Annotated in this window: 16 protein-coding genes; 2 read left to right on the top strand and 14 right to left on the bottom strand. The window is 44.7% G+C overall.

What is annotated here, in order from left to right; all coding sequences use genetic code 11:
• Nucleotides 1-310: 310 nt before the first annotated feature.
• From FPZ44_RS00775 to FPZ44_RS00745, 7 genes are all read right to left on the bottom strand, one after another.
• A complete protein-coding gene (locus FPZ44_RS00775; protein WP_144986489.1) occupies nucleotides 311-1,540 on the bottom strand; it encodes a pyridoxal phosphate-dependent aminotransferase in 1,230 nt (409 codons plus the stop codon).
• A gap of 391 nt (nucleotides 1,541-1,931) precedes the next feature.
• The gene (locus FPZ44_RS00770) at nucleotides 1,932-2,855 is read right to left on the bottom strand and encodes an NAD-dependent epimerase/dehydratase family protein (RefSeq protein WP_144986487.1); all 924 of its coding nucleotides are present in this window, start codon (nucleotides 2,853-2,855) and stop codon (nucleotides 1,932-1,934) included.
• Between the two features lie 3 nt (nucleotides 2,856-2,858).
• Nucleotides 2,859-4,088: a class I SAM-dependent methyltransferase gene (locus FPZ44_RS00765; protein WP_144986485.1), complete on the bottom strand. Its 1,230-nt coding sequence runs from the start codon at nucleotides 4,086-4,088 to the stop codon at nucleotides 2,859-2,861.
• Nucleotides 4,089-4,091: 3 nt separating this feature from the next.
• Nucleotides 4,092-5,168 carry a CDP-glucose 4,6-dehydratase gene (gene rfbG, locus FPZ44_RS00760; protein ID WP_144986483.1) on the bottom strand — a complete coding sequence of 359 codons (1,077 nt, stop codon included), beginning with the start codon at nucleotides 5,166-5,168 and terminating at the stop codon, nucleotides 4,092-4,094.
• 2 nt (nucleotides 5,169-5,170) lie between these two features.
• Nucleotides 5,171-5,938, bottom strand: a complete 768-nt coding sequence (gene rfbF, locus FPZ44_RS00755) for a glucose-1-phosphate cytidylyltransferase (protein WP_144986481.1) — start codon at nucleotides 5,936-5,938, stop codon at nucleotides 5,171-5,173.
• Nucleotides 5,939-6,014: 76 nt separating this feature from the next.
• Nucleotides 6,015-6,785, bottom strand: coding sequence for a glycosyltransferase family 2 protein (locus FPZ44_RS00750; RefSeq protein WP_144986479.1), 771 nt, complete (start codon nucleotides 6,783-6,785; stop codon nucleotides 6,015-6,017).
• Between the two features lie 138 nt (nucleotides 6,786-6,923).
• A complete protein-coding gene (locus tag FPZ44_RS00745; RefSeq protein ID WP_144986477.1) occupies nucleotides 6,924-7,682 on the bottom strand; it encodes a MerR family transcriptional regulator in 759 nt (252 codons plus the stop codon).
• A 250-nt stretch (nucleotides 7,683-7,932) separates the two neighbouring features.
• Between FPZ44_RS00745 and murB the strand changes: the two genes are divergently transcribed.
• Entirely contained in the window at nucleotides 7,933-8,850 is a 918-nt protein-coding gene (murB, locus tag FPZ44_RS00740; RefSeq protein WP_144986475.1) for a UDP-N-acetylmuramate dehydrogenase, read from the top strand.
• 646 nt (nucleotides 8,851-9,496) lie between these two features.
• Nucleotides 9,497-10,240, top strand: a complete 744-nt coding sequence (locus tag FPZ44_RS00735; protein WP_144986473.1) for a YwaF family protein — start codon at nucleotides 9,497-9,499, stop codon at nucleotides 10,238-10,240.
• A 110-nt stretch (nucleotides 10,241-10,350) separates the two neighbouring features.
• On the opposite strand, the gene FPZ44_RS00730 is transcribed toward FPZ44_RS00735, so the two are convergent.
• The 7 genes from FPZ44_RS00730 to FPZ44_RS00700 all read right to left on the bottom strand — a co-directional run bounded on the left by FPZ44_RS00730 (nucleotide 10,351) and on the right by FPZ44_RS00700 (nucleotide 21,337).
• The gene (locus FPZ44_RS00730) at nucleotides 10,351-11,247 is read right to left on the bottom strand and encodes a DUF2268 domain-containing putative Zn-dependent protease (protein ID WP_144986471.1); all 897 of its coding nucleotides are present in this window, start codon (nucleotides 11,245-11,247) and stop codon (nucleotides 10,351-10,353) included.
• 449 nt (nucleotides 11,248-11,696) lie between these two features.
• On the bottom strand, nucleotides 11,697-12,920 hold the full coding sequence (locus tag FPZ44_RS00725; RefSeq protein WP_144986469.1) for a macrolide family glycosyltransferase: 1,224 nt from the start codon (nucleotides 12,918-12,920) through the stop codon (nucleotides 11,697-11,699).
• 394 nt (nucleotides 12,921-13,314) lie between these two features.
• Nucleotides 13,315-14,532 (bottom strand): VWA domain-containing protein, encoded by a 1,218-nt coding sequence (locus FPZ44_RS00720; protein ID WP_144986467.1) that lies wholly within the window; start codon nucleotides 14,530-14,532, stop codon nucleotides 13,315-13,317.
• 1 nt (nucleotide 14,533) lies between these two features.
• On the bottom strand, nucleotides 14,534-16,930 hold the full coding sequence (locus FPZ44_RS00715) for a DUF5682 family protein (protein ID WP_144991613.1): 2,397 nt from the start codon (nucleotides 16,928-16,930) through the stop codon (nucleotides 14,534-14,536).
• Nucleotides 16,909-18,012, bottom strand: coding sequence for an AAA family ATPase (locus tag FPZ44_RS00710; RefSeq protein WP_144986465.1), 1,104 nt, complete (start codon nucleotides 18,010-18,012; stop codon nucleotides 16,909-16,911). Before FPZ44_RS00710 ends, FPZ44_RS00715 begins: the two co-directional genes overlap by 22 nt.
• Nucleotides 18,013-18,052: 40 nt before the next feature.
• A complete protein-coding gene (locus tag FPZ44_RS00705) occupies nucleotides 18,053-19,879 on the bottom strand; it encodes a HEAT repeat domain-containing protein (protein ID WP_144986463.1) in 1,827 nt (608 codons plus the stop codon).
• 12 nt (nucleotides 19,880-19,891) lie between these two features.
• Entirely contained in the window at nucleotides 19,892-21,337 is a 1,446-nt protein-coding gene (locus FPZ44_RS00700; RefSeq protein WP_144986461.1) for an SWIM zinc finger family protein, read from the bottom strand.
• Nucleotides 21,338-21,471 lie beyond the last annotated feature (134 nt).

Genomic DNA, 21,471 nt, shown 5'->3' with positions numbered 1-21,471 from the left:
CATCAAATGCGATGTAGATTTATCGGTAATACGGGATTAAAACTTGATAAAGGTAAATAAAATAGAGGTTGTAAAAAATTTGCTATTCTAAAAGGTTCACATGTTAGATACCTTGTCTGTGATCTTGCGTTCCATGACGGTAGCTTTACCAAATATATACGGAATCATGAGCCTTTACGTTGCAAGTTATGACAACAGACGACAATGTCATTATACAATGTTCGCATGCAAAAAGGACCCGCCCGAGGGCGAGTCCACTATAAAAATATTTACAATATGCTAGTTAACAAGCATTTGCCCAGTCTAAATCCTATTTAAAATCATTCATCAAGGCCTTGAACAATGGGCGGGAGCGTTCAATTTGCTCAGGAGAAACACTGAATGATAAACGGAAGTAGCCCGGAAGGCCAAAGCCTCGGCTTGGCACAATCAAAATGCGGTATTGTTGCGCCGCATGCTGACAGAATGCCACTTCATCCTCGATTGGCGATTTTGGAAAGACGAAGAACCCGCCCTCCGGCTTCGTGAACGTGAAGCCTGCTTCCTCCAACACACTAACGATTAAGTCTCTGCGCTCACGGTAGCCATAGGCATCTACCTTTAAGCTATCCATGCGAGCAACAGCGCGCTGCATGAGCACAGGTGCATTGACGAAACCTAGCGTGCGATTGCAATATACGAATGCATTCGTTAACAGCTCCGCATTCGGTGTATCTTCTGCAAGCGCGATATAACCAAGTCGTTCGCCTGCTATCCCTAAGTCTTTGCTGAACGAGCTCGCCACGACGACACGGTTATAGCTAATAAATGGATTAGCTAGCTGTGCATCATAAATGAGCTGGCTGTACGGCTCATCGAACAGCATGTAAATGCTGTGACCATATTTATGCTGAGCGTCTTGCAGCAGCTTACCCAGCGCATCAAGGCGAGCTTGCTCAAATGCGGCTCCCGTTGGATTATGCGGTGTATTCACGATAATCCCTTTCGTACGAGGCGTTATCACTTGAGCTAGACGCTCGATATCTGGCTGGAAATCTTCCGTCAGCAAGCAAGGTACGGCATGTCCGCCATAGTTCTCAATATATCCTTTGTATTCCGCGAAGTAAGGCACAAGAACGATGACCTCATCTCCTGGATTCAATATCGCCTTTAAAGCAACATTTAATGCACCACCCGCTCCCACTGTCATAACCACATGCTCATGACGAATCGAAACAGCGAAACGTTCAGACAGAAACTGTGCCACCTTGGCCCGTGCTTCTGGTAAACCTTGATTCGGTATGTAGCTGTGGCTGCCATGTGCTGCGGATGCCACTTCTTCTTGCAAGGCTTTCAAAAAAGAAGCAGGCGGATCTATTACAGGATTGCCAATGGAAAAATCACAAACGTTATCCGCACCATGAATCGCTTTTAGTCGTGTACCTTCTTCAAATAGCTTGCGGATCCATGAACCGCCATTCAACCCTTGCAGCACTTGGGCAGACAAATTATCTTCTAGGGATGTGCTATCTTTAGCTGTAAATTCATTTTGTCTAGTCATCTCACTACTCCCCTTCTATGCAATAGCTAATAGTCGATACCTTCTTGACGCAGCAATAGGCACTAACATTTCTAAGTAAATCCAGTTTATCACTTAACCGCGGTGAAGGGAAATACCTAATATCAATATGATGACGCTGCTCTTGCATCGCGAACGATTGCAGCCATTGTTGATTAATTGATGTGGGAGGGTATGGATTTTCACTCGAGTTAAGCTTATTTACAACTGGGTCACGCATCGATTGAATTTTAACTAACTATAGCGTTTATGCTACTAGAGTGCAATCCTGTTTCTAACAAAAAAATCCTTATATCATGCGCTTTGCTGACATAAGGAAAGGAGCCGCTATGAATGAGTATCACCATCCTAAATTCGTTCAAGTACGATCAAGCTAACATTGTTCCTCTACTTGATGGCGCCACCATGCTATTGTCTCTATCAGTCCCGCGTGCAAGGTGTAGGCGGGCTTCCAATGTGCTTCCTTCGTCAACCGCTCGATATTCGCTCCAACAAATAAAGGTTCATCTGCCGGCAGCGGAATCGCTCCCCAGTGAATAGAAGCCCTGCTACCCATCTGCTCTTGGATGATCGAGGCGATTAGCCTCAGCGGGACAGGCCGACCAGAACCAATATTCACAACGCCGTCCAACTTGCTCATCGCCAAGGAAACAAGGGCTGCTGCTACGTCCTCTATATAAAGAAAGTCACGAGATTGCCTGCCATGCGTGCATAACACTTCTTCCTTCTTCAACAAAGAGGTAATGATACTGGAAATAAATCGCTTGCCAGACTCATGCGGCCCGTACAGATGAAAAATTCGAGCCCAACACACTCGCAAGCCTACGTGTTCAGCATAAGACTGCAGCCACGTACGCAGCGTATTTTTACAGAGTGCATAGGGAGTTTTATTAGAAAGAGGCGTGCTTTGTTCCGCTAAATATCCATTTTCCCACTCATACTCCGCGCAGCTGCCTGCAATAACAACATCTGTTCCTCCATTCTCCACGAAGCGCTGAATGAGTGCCATGCTGGCATGCACCCAATGATAATTCGTGATAGAGCGATAGCATTGCGGAGGCACGGCCTCCCAAGCAAGATGAATCAAATAAGTAGGCTGTACGTTGTGAATAAGGCTCGTCACTGCCGCTTCATCCAACAAATCCACCTGATGCCAATGGCAAGTCGCAGACGTATTGGAATTGGAAATCACAGCTCTTCGATACGTAGCATGCACTTCAAACCCTTTTTCCAGAAGCCGAGCTGTAACATGCCTGCCAATCCATCCACTTCCCCCTGTAACTAGTACCCGCTTCATATCCTACAACACCTGAGCAGCAGGAATTAGCACAACAAATTGCCCGCCCCAATCTCGTATATAAGCATGCGACTCCATAATTTCTTGTTTAAGATTCCATGGCAAAATCAAAACATAATCAGGCTTCGTCCGCTTGATCTCATCGGGGTGTTTGATCGGGATACGTGTGCCTGGCAAGTATAGATTTTGCTTGTGCGGGCTTTGGTCCACGGTATAGGGGAGCCACTCTTTGCTGATACCACAATAATTCAAGAAGGTGTTTCCTTTTGCCGGCGCGCCATAACCAACAATGCTTTTGCCCATTACCTGTACGTACGTAAAAAAGCTCAAAACTTCACGCCTTTTAAGCTCCACTCGTTGTGAAAACTGTGTATAGGTAGAAAGCTGATTCAGACCATTTTCTTGTTCGAGCTGAACAATCTCGCCTACACTCGGCGCGACCTCGCCTGCATGTTCGACATGTTGGACTATCAATCGTAACGAGCCTCCATGCGTTGGAATCTGGTCGACATCGACAACTTCCAGCCCATGCTCAGCTAACAGCTTCTGGGCAGTTCGCAAAGAGAAATACGAAAAATGTTCATGATAAATCGTATCGAATTGCTGTTCACGCAGCAGTTCTAGCAAATGCGGAAATTCAATCGTCATTACTCCATTGGGCTTCAGCAGTCGTTTTAATCCCGCTGCAAAATCATGCACGTTAGGCACATGAGCCAGCACGTTGTTGGCAACTAATAAATCTGCCTGATATCCCTCCTGAACTAACTGCTTCGCTAATTCTTCTCCAAAAAATGCAGCTCTTGTCGGGATTCCCTTCCCCTTTGCAATTTCAGCCACATTGGAAGCGGGCTCAATGCCGAGTGTACGAATGCTGCGTTGGTGAAAATATTGCAATAAATAGCCATCATTACTTGCTACTTCGATCACTTGCGACTCGTTGTTCAATTGGAATCGCTCAATTGCCATGTCCGCATAGGCCTCTGCATGCTTGAGCCAGCTGGAAGAGTATGAGCTTGCATATAAGTAATGGCTGAATATTCGTTGCGGGGATTCAACTTCTCCTAGCTGAACAAGCAGACAAGCATCACATACGTAGGCATGTAGAGGATAGAACGGCTCCATATGATTTCGTTGCTCAGCCGTTAAGAATGAATTGGCAAGGGGAGATACTCCTAAATCTAAAAAGGTATGCGTGAGCGCCGCCTTACAAACACGACAGGTTGAATGTGCCATACTCTACACTCCTTCTCCCTTGATGTAAGCTTCAATTTGCCGCTGTGTAAATAAGCGTATATCTGCCCCTGCTTGATATTGCTGATACCACGCAACCGTCCACTCCACAGCTTTCTCTATCGATAGTTTAGGCTGCCAAGCTAACTGCTGGACAGCTTTACTGCTGTCTAACGTCAAGATCGGCACTTCATAAGCAGTCTGATCCGATAATTGATATTGAATATCCAGCGGCTCACCCCAATGGTCGGAAGCTAGACGAATTAATTCATCCACCGTTACATGTGCCTGTGAAGTGGGACCAAAATTCCATGCTTCAGCATACTGCCTATTGCCCCAGCATTTTTCAGCCAACTGTATATAACCTTGCAACGGTTCCAGCACATGCTGCCAAGGACGAATTGCCGTTCGATTTCTTATGCTCAGAGAAGTCTTTGTGGCAGCAGCTCTAAAGATGTCTGGAAACAGCCGCCCTTCCGACCAATCTCCCCCACCGATTACATTGCCGGCCCTTGCCGTTGCCAATACTGGGTTAGAAGATGAGCCTCCATCCCAAAAGGACTTGCGATAGCAGTCACTTACTATTTCCGCACATGCTTTGCTAGCACTATAAGGATCATGTCCGCCAAGCGGATCTTGTTCTTTGAAATGCTGATGCCCGAGCCCGTCATTTTGATAGCACTTATCGCTTGTAATATTCACGATGACTTGCACACTTTTCGTATGTCTCGCTGCTTCCAGCACATGGGCGATGCCCAATACATTGGTAGCAAACGTATAAACAGGTTCTCGATAAGATGGTCGGACTAGCGGTTGAGCTGCTAGGTGGAGTAGAATCTGGGGCTGGTATTTGGTTATAGTGTGCAATAATGAGGGGTAGTCATTGATATCCCCTTGGATGGATGTACATAGCTCTGAAACTTTTGCTGCCTCAAATAAATTAGGAGTTGAAGTGGGAGGGAGAGAATAACCGATTACTTGCGCACCTAGTGAGGTGAGCCAAAGTGTAAGCCAGCTTCCTTTGAATCCTGTGTGACCTGTAATGAATACTTTTTTCTGATGCCAAAATGAATGTTCCTCCATACTTACCAAACCTTCCAAGGCGCTTGATTATCTTCCCATAACGACAGCAGCTTTTTCTTATCACGCATCGTATCCATAGGATGCCAGAAACCATTATGACGATAAGCTGCCAACTGCTTCTGTTCAGCTAACTTTGCTAAAACATCCGTTTCCCATACGCTTTGATCATTTGCTATATAGTTGAAAACAGCTGGTTCCAGAACAAAAAAGCCGCCATTAATCCAACCGCCATCCCCTACAGGCTTCTCTCTAAAGTTCATGACCGTTTGATCCTCAATTAAAAGAGAGCCAAATCTGCCAGGCGGCTGCACTGCCGTAACAGTAGCTAATTTCCCATGCTGTTTATGATTGCGGATCAGCTCTTCTATATTTACATTGCCTACCCCATCGCCATAGGTAAGACAAAAGGTTTCATCACCAACATAATCTGCAATTCGCTTTACACGTCCACCCGTCTCTGTTCCTTCGCCTGTATCGACCAAGGTCACTTTCCATGGCTCTGCGTTGGTGGCATGATACGTAATCTCACCCTTATTCATATCAATTGTGAAATCTGACCGATACATACGGTAGTTGGAGAAATAATCTTTAATTATATGGCCTTTGTAGCCTAAGCAAATAATAAACTCACCAATTCCATAGTGGCTGAATATTTTCATAATGTGCCACAAAATCGGCTGCGTCCCGATTTCAACCATTGGCTTCGGCTTCAAGTTGGTCTCCTCACCAATTCGTGTCCCGTATCCACCTGCGAGAATCACTGCCTTCACTTACCTTCACCCCTAGCTGTCCATGTTTTCAATAAGAATAACCGATTGTCGTTGACACACTTTATGCACCATATCCCTATTGGGTGCTGGTAAGCCATAATGATTGATATTCCGGGAGCAGCCGTAAATCTACAACCCCATGAGCAAATTGCCGACGAGCTTGCTCCAACATATCCGGCGTCGTTATGTGCTGAGCACCGTAGCTGTTTAGGAGGCTGTGCATCGAAAGCGTAGGCCCGATTTGCAGCTTTCTGCGCTGCATCGCCTCATTCCACGGACTGTAAATAAACTTAAATACATAAGCAGGCCCTTCATATGGAATAAAGGGATGCGGAGACCAGTGTCGACCGATCGTATAGCCACCATGATCATAATTATGAATCAGCCTACCCATATAGGGCTGGTTCGGATCACGGGAGAAGAAGCCATGAAACCTTTGCTGTACTAAAGGGGTTGTATAAACAGGGTCGCTATAGGGGTAATTCGGGGGATCTCCGAGCAGAAACCATTTGATCAAATACATGCGCATGCTTTTATCAGAAAGGGAACTGAAAAATTGCTCCTTATTGCGGACACAGAGAAATTCAGTCGTATTTAAGACCATTTTCCAGCCCATACACTCTTTTTCGATATCCATCACTTCACGATCTGCTTCGATCGCATCGAATTGAGGGACTCGAGAATTTCGTACTTCCCAATGAGGGGCGAATGTTCGGCATATTTCTATAGAGCGATCTGTTGAGCCCCGATTAATTAAAATACCGCGATCAAATAGTTTCGTATGATGCATTAACCACCACGGGAGCAAATACTCTTCATTGTAAAAATGAGATATTAGCGTAGCCATAAATCCCACCTCCTTATACTAGCAATGGATTATCTCTCTATCATCGTATGAATGCTAGCAATAATCGTGTCGGTTATCGTCATCATGGCCAGCAACTAAGTAGACCTACATAAAAAAACGAAGCCAGAATGGCTTCGTTTATTGACGATCACAATAGATATGCATCGCCTGCTGCAAGAAAGATGCTAATCCAGGCTTAACTTTATCGATATTTTTGGTAAACCGAGGATCTGACGTATATAGATCCCCAAGTCCACGGAATATTTCCAACGTGCAATTGTAGAAATTCGCTGTAATTAATGAGCGGTATTCGCTAATTAACTCCTGCACCTCTTCATCCGCAGGGCCTTTATCCATCCGCTCCGCAATTTGCTTGTAGAGATAGTCCCACTCATGCTTAATTTGCTTCCAATCATCAGCCGTATAAGTCGATGTTTTCTCCATCGATTCTTTATAAGCATCCGTGTGCCCATACTTTTCTTCTACTTCCTGCTCATATTTCTTCTGATGCTCTTCTATTTCAGCCATATCGAAAGACTCGAACATTTCTTCTTTGGTCATCGCAATAACTCCTTTCATCGATTGGAGAGTTTCCTCCACCGTATGAATCAATCGTTCGAGGCGACTTTTCTTCTGCAGCATCATGCTTCTATGGGAGACGAGGGCGTGCTTGCGATCGAAGCTCGGATGATCGATAATGCGCTGAATCTCAACGAGCGGAACTTCCAACTCTTTAAAAAAGAGAATTTGCTGCAGCCGCTCTAGATCATCATCCGTATAATATCGGTACCCGTTCTCTTCCATCTTCCTTGGCTTCAACAGTCCAATGCTGTCGTAATGATGCAGTGTGCGCACACTGATCCCCGCCAAGTCCGCCACCTCTTTCACTTTGTACATCTCCTCATCACCTCGTAAATTTAGAATAAACTATAACGTTACGTCAGAGTCAATGCGTCATTTCTATTTTAATGATAATGTCCAGATTAAGATACAGACGCTCATTCCATTAATTGTACTAGCAACTATAAAGGCAGATGCACATACGATATATGACGGGCTGGAATTATCCGATGTATATTCCATCATGGCTCATTCCGTCAATGATTGATATAATGATAGGGTTAATCACACATAAAGGATGAACAATATGAGTAAATGGCTTGATCTTTATAAACAATTACTAACGATTATTCCCGAATCATCGATACAACTTGAAGAATCATTATGTCAGCATACGTACACGCGCATGGGCGGACCAGCAGATCTATTCGTTACACCAGCAACCTACGAGGAAGCAGCCGAGGTCGTCCGCTTCGCTCGTCAACACGATATCCCCATTACCATATTGGGCTTTGGCTCCAACGTCATTGTTCGGGATGGTGGTATTCGCGGTATCGTATTAAGCTTCGAGCAATTAACGGACATTCGCGTTTCTGACTCGCTCGTCGTTGCACAAAGCGGAGCCGCTATTATTGATACTTCCAAATTCGCACTGAAGCACAGCCTATCTGGCTTAGAATTTGCTTGCGGCATACCTGGCTCTGTAGGTGGAGCACTCTATATGAATGCAGGTGCTTACGGCGGCGAGATTTCCGATGTACTGCAAGATACGCTCGTACTTACTTCAGAAGGCGAACTGCTTCGTCTTTCGAAAGAAGACCTAGAGCTCGGCTATCGCACAAGTGTAATCGGGCGCAAACAATACATTGTACTGGAAGCTACATTTAAGCTTGTCCATGCTGATGTTGAACCCATTCAAAGAAAAATGGAGGAATTGACCTATCTGCGTGAATCAAAGCAGCCGTTGGAATACCCTTCATGCGGCAGTGTGTTCAAGCGCCCTCCTGGTTATTTCGCTGGCCAACTGATTCAGGAAAGTGGACTTCAAGGTACTCGTGTAGGCGGTGCAGAAGTATCGACGAAACATGCTGGCTTCATTGTCAATGTCGATCAGGCTACCGCTACTGAATATATTGCGCTTATCCATCACGTGCAGCAGACAGTAAAAGACCGATTCAATGTTGAATTGGAGACGGAAGTTCGTATTATCGGAGAAGACAAGTAACATACAGAGGCTGTCTCTTAAGAGTAACAAATAACAATAAAGAACAATCTAATAATATGTAAATAACCTTCCGAATCTATAACGCATAGAGATGGGAGGTTATTTTTTATTGATTCGTGACGGTTAATTGTTGATGGTTGATGGTTTTCTGCTGATTGTTGGGCGCAAAATTAACGTGGGACAGCTCGTATTTGCGCAATCCTCCAAATGAGCGTATAGTATGAGCGCATAAATAAAGATGGAGCGGACAAAAGTGCAGCTATTTTAAGTAGAAACCATCATTTTTCGATAAATAAGGACAAATATGCAGTTATTTTTCTCGATTAGGCACTTAAATAGGAAAAGAGACCAAAATAAATGCATTTTTGACCATAATCCCTTAAATAAGAGTATTTTCAGATGAAATAACTGCATATTTGTCGCATTTCTAAACTAGGCGCTTCCCATAAATGAAACTATGCCTGATTCCACCTTAAAGGCGCTGCCTAAGCGCTACCTATAAGCAAACAATAAATAAACGAACAGGTTCGTTTATTCGTCAGAATAGCTCGTTATGCATAGTGAAATTAACTAGAGTTTAATTTGGGATTTTATAGTATATTGGAATTATTAAGGAAAGGCTTACAAGAACAAAGGGGCGTTGTTAATGGTTTCATGGTTCGACACCTACGATCCGAACACCTTCCAAGCTTTCTCATCTGCTCATCTCGTTGCGCTGCTTCTCTTTGCCGCTTCGATTGGGCTGCTGTATGTGTGCCGATTTTGGTTGCGGGATGAGAAGCGCAGCAAGCACACTAGATTTACACTGATAGGCTTGCTTGTGTTAGCAGAGGTATCGCTAAATGTATGGTATGTGACAGGCGGTGTATATGACGTATCCGATACGCTTCCGCTTGAACTATGCAGTATTTCGCTATACTTATGCGTGTTTATGCTACTATTTCGCAGCCGCTTTATTTTCAGCATCGTTTACTTTACAGGAATCGGGGGAGCGCTGCAAGCGTTGTTAACACCAGCACTCGGATATCCGTTCCCACACTTTCGTTTTTTACAATTCTTCTTGGCGCATATCGTCATTATTTTAGCAGTACTGTATATGGTGTGGGTGGAAAAATACCGGCCAACTTGGAAATCGGTCGGACTCGCGATGGCATTTCTCAATGTACTGCTCGTCGTCGTTGGTTCTATTAATTACTTGACTGGCGGCAATTATATGTTCTTGGCTCGCAAGCCAGAAACAGCATCTTTGCTTGACGTATTAGGCCCATATCCATGGTATATTTTATCGCTGGAAGCAGTCGCTTTTGTCATGTTTATTATTTTGTATGCACCGTTTGGACTATCAACATGGCTTCGACGTAGAAGAGGGTATGTATCCTATGAGCAATAAGAGCAGGTCATCCGATGCTAAGGTCGGAGCCTGCTCTTCCTCGTTACATTACGATGCAAATACGATATCAGAACCAAGTTATTTGTTATTTCCAACTATTCTACCTCTTATCAATTGAACACATCACTACCCTGTATAATGTCCGATGCCTTCATCAAAGTAGCTCCTGTAATACTAACGTTGTTGCGTTTGAGAAACGACTGTACGATATGATAGCCAACCGCATAGCCAGCACCATAAGACATCCCAACAGGCGTATATCCTTGTGCCTTGGCTATTTCATCGCCAAACATATAGCCGCTTACGGCGTCAAAACCTTTTTTATCCTGTGCAGTTCGCATCACCTCAATGGAATAAGCTAAATCGTCCTCATCAAGGGAAGTAACCCACGGGCCAATAAGCTCCTCACCATACATGGCAGCCGCAAACGATTCAGCTAGTCCTTCAATAATCATATATTCCCCTAACGTGACATCTCCATGGCTCCAATCAAAATACGAGAATCGTATATTATGATGAAACTCGTGCGCAATCAAAGCAGGAAGCCGCTTAAGATTGTACTCGTTTGGATAAATGTAAAGCTGAATAAAACCTGGAATACCGCCGAATCCAGAATAGCCGTTATGCGGCTCAAGCTTTTCTGGATTTCCAAAATACATCCCCGCTTTTAGTTGCTCCCTTGCCACACGCAATCCTGCTTGTTCCATGTGCTGAACGCATTCCTGCAAAGAGCGCTGCAATAGTTGTTCGGCTTGACTCGCTTTGATCATCTCCACGGCTGCTAAGCCGCGCTCATCTTCATCCAATGCTAAAATCCCCATCATTTCACAAGCCATCACCACATCATAGCCGCCCTCTGTCGCTGGTTTCAGCGGCACTTGGATCGTGCTCCACATGTCTTCAAACGGCCCCATCATCTCATAACGAAAATAATCACGACGCTTCTCTATTGGAAGTTGATAAAGCTGCTCGTATTGTTTTATCGTATCTACCCATTGAATATTCATGCTGTTTCACTCCTCACATTTCGTCAGCCTCATTGTGCTGCACTTTGTTAAACAACACAGTAAGCTATTACGTAACGTAAGGGTCAAGTGAATAAAAACAATAATTTCGAAAAAAGTACTTTATTACCCAAATAAAAAGGTAAATTACACCTATTTATCTAAATATACAGTACAGGGAGGGAATGACGATGAGTAAACTTATATTTAAAAAATTCGAAAATGAAGTAGATCATTTGGTTTCATTTTTAACCAGTAACAGGTGGGAATTTCATGCCAATCCTCATGTGAAAAACGCTTCATAAATACGGATTTGTTAATTGCTTAAATAAAGTGGTGGGGAGCCTTACACTTGGGTTCCTTGCTGCTATTTCAAAATATAAGCCAATGCCTGTACGTTGTTTATACGACATTGGCTCTAGGCTCTAGCTCTCTTCCATCTACCTTGATTCCTATTTAGCAACAACCTCCGCCATAAGCAACCGCTGTTCAATCAACTCCACTGCACGCACAGTTCCGCCTGCAGCATGAATATGCTGACTCATTTGCTTGACTCGCTCTAACATGCATTCATGTCCCGCAACCGTTTGAACTGCTTCACGCAGCTTCTCTACCGTTACACCCTCTGGCTTCAAATAATAACCTAATCCTAGGGTAGCTACACGATTGGCAGTCCTCTCCTGTTCTTGCATCTGTGGAATAACAACCAGCGGAACACGATGCAGCATCGCTTCCATCGTACTGTTCATACCGCCGTGAGAAATAAACAACTTCGCATGCTGCAGTACTGCTAATTGCGGCACAGTCGCATGAACCTCGAAATTATCTGGGACCGTTTGCAGTTGCTCCGTGGCAAGATGTTTGCCAACAACAAGCACAACATGCCAGGATGTACTGCCGAAGGCTTCCATACATTGATTGAAAAATTCAGGCCAATCGTTAAATACGGTACCAAGCGAAATGTATAGAATAGGTCGGTCATCTGTTGGTGGGCTCCAGCCCGTTTGATTGTGCTCTGTACGGAGGCACGGCCCTACAAATTGGTAGCGCTCATCAAAGGAATCCCCTTCGTAATGGAATTGTCGAGGCATAAAAACAATGGACAACTCTTGCTTAAACATCAAAGATTCCATCGTTAATTCTTCGATTTGGAGGTCATGAATATAGCGGGCTACCTTTTCTGCATGAGCAGCAAATTCGGGCATTTTCATCATCTCTTCATACATGGGGTCCTGTTTATCATGCGGATAGGAGGAGCAAAGTTGGATAGAAGGAACACCCCACTTAGAAGCTGCCACGCTCCCTATCCAAGCCATAAAATCAAACAATACCAAATCAGGCTTGTCATCTTCATATATCGCTTCCAACTGCGGGAACATTTGCTGGGCTTCATTAAAAAATAAATCCATGCCGAAAGCCATATCCTCCATAGGCTGCCTCTTCATTGTGAGGTTAGCAGGGAATAACGATTGATAAATACGCGCCTCCGCACCTGTCGCTTCTATTACTGACACAAACTCTTCCGTGACCACGTACGTAACCCGATGCCCCTGCTTCACCAGTTCCTCTACAATTCCTAATGTAGGGTTAATATGACCGTGAGCACGGATATTTACGACAGCAATATGTTTTCTTTGAGAACCATCACCTGTATTAGGTGTATAAAGATGATTCATCTACATTCCTCCTTGAACTGACATGTTCGACAATGCTTTTTTCTTTTTCTAGAAATACAGTGAAGGTATTGAGAGTCGTTCGTAGGTGCGGCTTTGCAGTATAAACATACAGGGTAAATAGATGGGCTTGATGTAGCGAATATTGAGGAAATAATACTAGAAGCGGATATTAACGAGTTCGTACCATTCAAATGCGAGTTATGAAGTGGACCAGATGAATCGGATCGTAAATCAAACATATTCATCACTCTCCTTATCCAGTTCTACTATAAATTGTAATATTAGCTCTAGCATTTTACAACTCAAAAAGGCTGTCCCCTGATGACGAATCAGTGAACAGCCTCTAAACATTGATTAAAGTTATCCGTAACAGGAAAACGAGTATAAACTCCAGCTATCTTTGCTTAGTCTTCTCCACTCGTTTCGCCAGCTCGGAAAGGTCATGGCCTTTTAAAGCACCTTCTACTAATTCTGGCAGCAATGCAGGTGTACAAGCAAAGCAAGGAGTACCGTCTTTAGTCAGTATCTTCGCTAAACTTTCGTCATAGTAAGGTTGACCCTGATCAGATAAAGCGAGCAAACACATCGTCCTAACTCCCGCCTCATGGAGTTCGCGCATGCGACGAATTAATGCCCCACGATTACCGCCCTCATACAGATCAGATATAATGATAAATATCGTCTTTTTAGGTTCTTCAATAAATGATTCACAGTAGGCAACTGACTTATTTATATCTGTACCGCCACCTAGCTGAATACCGAACAGCATATCCACCGGATCATTGGCACACTCCTCCGTCAAGTCTACGACCTCTGTATCAAAGACCACGACGCGTGTATTTAAAGCTGGGATACTCGCAAAAATCGAACCTATGACTGAAGCCCAGATTACGGAATCAGCCATCGATCCACTTTGATCGATATCTACAATAACAGTCCATTCCTTGCTGCGCTGTGCGCGATCAAAGAAATAGAATTTCTCAGGAATCATTTTTTTTCGCTCTACATTATAATGCTTCAGATTACGTTGTATCGTTCGTTTCCAATCGATTCCACTCAAAGAAGGAAGAGGTGAATGCTGGCGACGATTCAACGCCCCTGTGACTGCACGTCGAATATCATGCTCCAGCAGCTTTACTAAATCATCTACAACCGTCTGAACAAGCATGCGTGCCGTTTCTTTCGTCTGTTCAGGGATCTTCCCTTTCAAAGACAACAATGTTCCGATAAGCTGAATGTCTGGCTTCACTTGAGCCAGCACTTCTGGTTCGAACAAGAGCTGCTTCCAGCCTTTTCGCTCCATCGCATCATGCTGAATTATGGACACCACTTCATCCGGAAAGAAGGATCGTACATCCCCCAACCACTTCGACAGATGCGGAGCTGATTTGCCATTCCCCGCGCCTCGTTTACCTTTAGAAGCACTAGTGCTTGGATACTCTATTCCGTTCGTATCATCGTATATTTCGGCTAGCGCTTGATCCATAATCCGTTCTTCATCCGTTAATCCAGTCGTGTCTCCTCCACGATAATCAGCTAATTGCTGTTCTGCGGATTGACCGAGAATGAGCCGCCAACGAGAGATTGATTTCGTATCTACAACCACACTCATATTAAAAATCCCCGAAGTCAAAATCATTCAATTGCTGCAGCATGTTTGCTTCATCCTCCTTCAATTCCTCGCTGAGTACTTCTTCCACTTGCTCAGCTTGCACGCCCCACAGCTCACCTAACAGTTCTGCAATCATAACCTTCTCTCGTGGAGCAAACGTACTTAATGCGCGCCGCAAAAATACTAATGCACGGACAAACTCTTCATCTTCAAGAGATTCGATATAGTCGTTCAGCTGCTCCCATAGACTCATCCGAGACAGCAAAGCATAACGATTGCGCATCGATAACCCCTCGAACCATCCAGCACCAATATCTGCTGGAATACCAGGAGATAGGCGGCGCGATACTTCCTCCGCACATTGCTGAGCAGAGAGCGCATTGCGTTCCATTAATATGGCACATGCGAAGCCCGACAGCCGCGGATTCCGGTCGTCACATTCTGCCAATCTAGCAAGCTCCTGCAACCACAATGCTTCCTCTACCTGCTCACTATGATCTAATGAGACGCTGTTCAATTCATTCATCGCTGCTATCATGGATGTGGCAGCTTCATCATTACAACCACTCGCATCCAATAGAAACAAACATGCGCGTATAAATAATTGTTCAAGAAGTGGCAAAAGCGGCGATGTGTCCATTCGCCTTACATCGCCATATCGAATAATCATAGACAGCTCACGTGCTGCGGTTGCCATTTGAATCACATCACGGCTGTCCGCCGCGATATGCTGTAATGTCTGACGTGCAGCTTCCATCTCCGTGAGCATCGCACATTCGCATGCGACACGGATAAGCTTGGACGCATCGTCAATCGTCGTACAAGCTTCCAGCTTCTGCTGCAATACATAAGCAGACGCAACTTCAATCGTTTCACCGAGCAGCGTCGATTCCACAACTTCGATCTCCACTTCAGGCGACCACTGAAGAACCCAGTGTTCCGCCCAAGTCGCATTCTCTTGCCCACTTGTTCGCTGTTTCGCTAATGAAATACCAAGCAAGTTCAATCTATGAAATAAAGTAGAGCGATGTAAATCTAGAAAAGCAGATTCTTCGGACTTCACCCGTCGATTTTCCCGTAAATCTAACGCTATGTCTGTCGCCACCGTCGACTTATACTTCTCCAACTTCAACTGCTTAAGCAGTCGGTTCAAATCATCTTGAATAGGAGTCTGGCTAACCCCGTCGGCAAGCGAACCAATTGCAGTTCCTACATCGACTCTAGCTAATGCCTCGGCGACGACTGCAAGTTCTCCTCGACCTAACAGGGTTTGCGCGGAATCGCGCAAATCACGCAGCGTTGGTGCGCTGCCCTCGTGCAGTGCTGCTAGAGCATGAGCAAGTCGAACTGCCTCAATCACTTCAGCTGTGGAGCGATGTGTACCACTATCACGCAGCAGCCGTGCTACACTCGCTAAATAGTGTTCGGGTAGATCTTCTAGTGAGCCATCCATCATTCGCTGCCACATCATCTCATAGTAATGGGGTGCATTATTCCCCGCACCATAACCAGACATCGTCGACAGCTTATAATAGGAATACGGCATCAGTGTTAGCTTCGAGCTGATGCTCGGTAATGATGCCAACTCCTCATCCGTCATCGCTGTTGACAGATCAGCTAATGACTCAGCATGATACGCTCCACACACAACGACGATTTTGCTCGGATCATGTCCAGCCGCAATCGTCTCTTTAATTTGCCGACACATGTATGCCTCACGAATCGCGTTGTAGGCATATTCAGTGTGCACATAACGTCGTTCTCTTGCTTCCGATAGTTCTCGCATATGAGTAGAGAAAGATAGAATAGCCTCTTGATAAGAACCCGGATTCAAGTTGTGCTCATAATGCCGCTCCCAGTACATATCATAGTCGTACTCGCCAGACAATTCGGCAATCCGTTGATAGATAGACGATTCACTTTCGCCTCGCTCTTCTACAACCGTTCCACCATCGTTAGGTTTTCCGTGTTCTTGTCCTTGTAAAGAAGTCGAAGCTTCATCCTCTTCCTTCTCCTTCGCTGACTCTGAAGAACTCACACTTTGGAGTGCAAGCGTCGCAGATGTTGGAAGATCGATGAAGGCTACCATCGCTTCATTTTCTTCTGCCCACTTCATCGCCTGATACTCTGGCGAATAGATAGCAAAGGGCCACATCGCCGTTCGCACAGGCAACTCATCAGTAAAGGCCAGAATTGCCACGGGAGGCCTCGTCACTCTATTCGTTAGATGACGTATCTCTGACGTTGCATCGGATGGACCTTCGATTAGAACCGCTGTTGGTCGAATATGATCCAGATAATCTAGCAAATGCTTTGCACCAGCTGGAGACAAATGACGCACGCCAAAAATGTGCACGGCCTCTTCTGCTATCGTGCTCACTCGTTCAACTCCTTGCATGCCGTATACAAGCCACTCCATTCCGCTCCACGCTTCTTCATAACGTTATCAAGATACTCTTTCCAAACGAGCTTGTCTTTGACGTCGTCTTTTACGATCGCACCTTGCAAACCAGCTGCTAAATCCTCATCCGTCAATTCACCGCTGCCGAAGCTTGCCGCAAGCGCCATACTATTTGTTAATAGGGAAATCGCCTCTGCTGTGGAAATGACACCTGCAGGAGATTTAACTTTCTCCTTCTTATCAAGTGTCATTCCACTCCGTAGTTCACGGAAGATCGTGACGACTTTTTGCAGCGCCTCATCAGCCGGAGCGGCCGACTGCAAATCATAGGCAGCAGCAATCTCCTGCACCCGCTTCTTCACAATTTCGACTTCCGTTTCCATATCTGAAGGTGTAGGCAGCACTATAATATTGAAGCGGCGTTTCAAAGCTGCCGACATTTCATTGACACCGCGGTCTCTCGTATTAGCCGTAGCAATAATCGAAAATCCTTTATGCGCACTTACTTCCTTGCCAAGCTCAGGCACCGAAATGGTCTTTTCAGATAAAATAGAGATCAGCGCATCCTGCACCTCAGAAGCACAGCGCGATATTTCCTCAAACCTTGCAATTCCGCCCGCTTCCATCGCACGCATAATGGGGCTTTGTACCAAAGCCTCAGGTGTCGGACCATTCGCCAGCAGCATCGCGTAGTTCCAAGAATAACGTACCTGCTCCTCTGTTGTGCCTGCTGTCCCTTGTACAACAAGGCCAGAATGACCATAGATTGCTGCCGTCAAATTTTCAGACAACCACGATTTAGCCGTACCTGGTTCACCAATTAGCAACAGGGCACGGTCGGTTACCAACGTCGCGATCGCCATTTCTACCAATCTTTTATTTCCGATATATTTAGGTGTAATAACGGTTTTGCCCGCCTTCCCCCCGGTAATAAACGTAAGCACTGCTTGCGGCGACATTTGCCACCCTGTTGGTACTTTTCCTTTATCGGCCTTAATTAGCGCAGCGATTTCATCCGCGTATAAGCGCTCTGCTGGTAAGCGCATTATATCTTGCGACTGTTGCTGAGTTGTGGACATATATTCATCTCCCGTTCTTTAGGTAATAGGTTGGTGTTCACTAGACTTCCGCTTGCGCACCCGTAGCGCTCTTCATCTGATCTTGCGTATATAAAAGCGCATCAAGAATAGGGCGTCTGTAATTTGGTAGCACCGCAACCAAACGATCATGATACGTCACTGGCAATTGATAAAGCTGCTCCAGTACATATGGATCATGCAAATCACATTTCGTCGTTTCAATTAATTTCATCAACGCTTCCTGGAGCAGCTCATCATTCTCTCCTAATCGTCGAAGCCCCCTCAGTAATGTCCCTGCAAAATCTTCACTTTGTTTAGGAGGCTTTGCTAACGTGTCTAGCAAAAACTGTTTGGCAGCAGGGTGACCAGGGCGTGCAAATACACATACAAGCGTAAATTCCCGCTGTGCAACAACCCAATCCAACCACCGTTCATCCCATTCTTGTGCAATTTGATCTGTGGACAGCATCGAGGTAAAAGTCATATATAATTCTTTCTTGCCCCAAGGAACCTGGTAATCTCCGTACTCTTCCTTTACCACTACTTTCTTAATAAGCTCAATAATTTCATTCTGGCGTCTTTTCACATTTTTCTTTACCTTCACGGCTTCTGACCATATTGCATATCGTTCATAAAATTGTGAAGGAGAGAGCTGAGGAAGAGCATTATCAAAAGCATACTTCGTATAGCTAGTATCATGAATTTCCAATTCATGAAGTTTGTTCAATGCCACTTCCGTATTACTCCCTACTAGATATTGAGCAGCATGATAGAATAAATCCACCTCGTTTAAACTCTTGTAGGAAACATAGCTAGAAATTAGAGACACATACAAGTCATACAGGGAATCGCTCTGTTTCCTACCAAGTGCATTCAAGATACATTCAATCTTTTTGTACGAAGATTCTTGCAGCTTTTTGTCTTCTACTATTTCAATTACCTGCTTCAATTCACGCTCTAAATCTTGAACAAGCCACTCAATAAGTTCACTGTCTTCACAAGTGTAAATTGCGTCTCTCGCAACTTCCATGTCACTACCAGAGAATGCCTCATAGATCCGGGCAGCAGCTAATTTACTCCCTATTCTCGCTAATGCTGAATAGGCAGCTCGTCGAATTCCCAACCTTTGTTCTTTAGAAAAAATCAGTAGCTCCGACTCGTAATGTTTGAATTTCCATAAGTGTTGAATTGCCACCTCTCTTACTTCGTTTGAACCGTGCTGTGCTGCATGAAGCAAACACTCCTCTACTTCTGCTCCGCCTACTTCCGCAATAACGTTAAGCTTCCTCACGTGTAACTTTCCTCCTGATGCGTCAAACGATGACAGTAAATGCGGTACAATTTGCGAGCCATAAGAAGGGAGGATTTTCCTTTCTACCAAATCAGCAATGAATTGATCTTCGAGAGCTGCAATTGCATACGGTAAAAGTCGCAAATCTTTGAACATTCCCTCTTCGACTGATTGACTCAGGATAACATAACGATAATAATTACCTGCTGGAGAAAAGGCTTCTAATACATTAACTAACTTTCGAAAAGACTGCTTCGTCGTTAAAGTATTGGGATAGCTCTTCACAGCCGTCAGTTCTCCTTCTACCGAAGTCGTCCCTAAGGTTCGAAGCACCGAACTTAACAACAATCCCAAATCATTCAGCTTCTCCGCTGACGTATTCGTCTCTTGAGCTTCAGGCGCAATAACCTCCGAAATGCCTTCTGCTAACTTCTTAAAAACAGGTGAACGCTCACCAAGCTGTTCAAACTGAGGCAGCAAACGCTTCAAACGAAAATCTCCTTGTGCTAAATCGCTGCCCGCAATATATAGCCGTCTTACTTCTTGATGAAGCTCTTGTAACAATGCTGTACTCATCTTCATTCCCCCTTAGTACAAAAGGCGGGTGATATCCGCACCTTTGATAATCGTTAACGGTTGTGCAACAAGACGTCCAGTATCCAGATGATGCTCAAACATAACGAGCATGCTCACATCGTGCAAATTCTCCTCCGAAACGTACGACAGCAATGACACCGTCTTATATCCGATAGGGGACAGATCATCAAGCAACAACTGATGCCCCGCTTCATCCAAAATAACAAATTGACCTTGCTCCAACTGACGCACATCAACAACATGAAGCAGCATGACAGGATTACGATCTCCGAGTGGATTTTTAAGCTGATTTTTCACTAACTTTATAGCATCCGCGTAGGAACGATGAGCCTTCGCATGAACAGGCTCTAAATCTTGTGGAGTAAGCGGGCGTGAAGTCATTTTCTCCCAGCGTACTCTTCGATTTATGTCGCCTGGATAAAGATAAAGCTCGCTCACAAGCGCAACGTCGAAGAAGCTATCTTCCTCTTTTATGTATTTGCTAGCCTTATAGGGACGATATTGGATAGTACGATGAACCTCTCCACTTTCCTTATCCAACCAATATCCTCGATCCATATATTCCTCTCGTCCCTGATCGATATAACCGGCAAAAGCAAGCTGAATAAGCTCCACCTTTTCGCTCATTAAACCAAATTCCTTCAACTCTGAGAGCTGCCAAGCGTGACCAAGCCATTCTTCAATCGTCGATTCGGGATCAAGCTTCAGCTCAGGATCATTCAACTTCGCCGTTAAATGAGCACGACCTTTTTTTATTAAGGCATGAATAAGTGTTAACTGCTCCATGATAGATGTGTAGGCTGTTTCACGATTGTCTTCATCATCTAGTAGGACTACTAAGCGACGCAGTTCCGACTGTGCCCCTGTCAAATAATAATTTCCCAGTTGCTTCACGTGCTCTTGAATCATCTTCAATGTTTTAGAATCAATCGTCCCCAAACCACCACGAATCAGCGAAAGAGTCAGCTTTTCCAGCAGATCAAGTCCTTCTAGCTGCGCTTGAATTTTTTTCTTCAAGGCAGATTTATTCACCTTTTTCACCTTAGGCTTTGTATCTTCCCCTACGGTGACCTGCTCCGCCTTCTTCTGTTCACGCTTCTCAGCTTTCTCTCGCTTTGTCGTAATATCTTCTGGTACGTCTGCTTGCTCAAATGTTTCGCCACCTACATAGGCATACAATAATCCCAACGTATGCTTGCAAGGAAACTGTCTGCTTGGACACGAGCATCTCATCACCGGCTTCTCCGGTTCTATAAAATCGGCAGAGCAGGCATAATTAGACTTGCCGCTGCCAGAGCATTCACCAAATAACAGCTTACCGTCCTCTGATTTGTTTAGTTGAACGAAGCTGCGCTTTTTAACAAGCCCCTGGGCATTTTTAATGGCAGAGGCATTTAATGCTAATGAATCGACATAGCCTTCTGTTAGTTCGATCACACAATTTCCCTCCTAATCCCTTCTATGTACAAAGTGGAACTGCGATCTATGCAAGCAACTCAGAATTTGAAGTAAAGTTAAACTATTTATTCTTCGTTGTGAGATATCGATAAACAATTCCATGTTTCTCCTTC

The sequence above is a fragment of the Paenibacillus agilis genome, assembly GCF_007786455.1.
GTDB classification, from domain to species: domain Bacteria; phylum Bacillota; class Bacilli; order Paenibacillales; family Paenibacillaceae; genus Paenibacillus_B; species Paenibacillus_B agilis.
The sequence above is the reverse complement of the archived record's forward strand: the minus strand, read 5'-3'. Positions and strand labels throughout refer to the sequence as shown.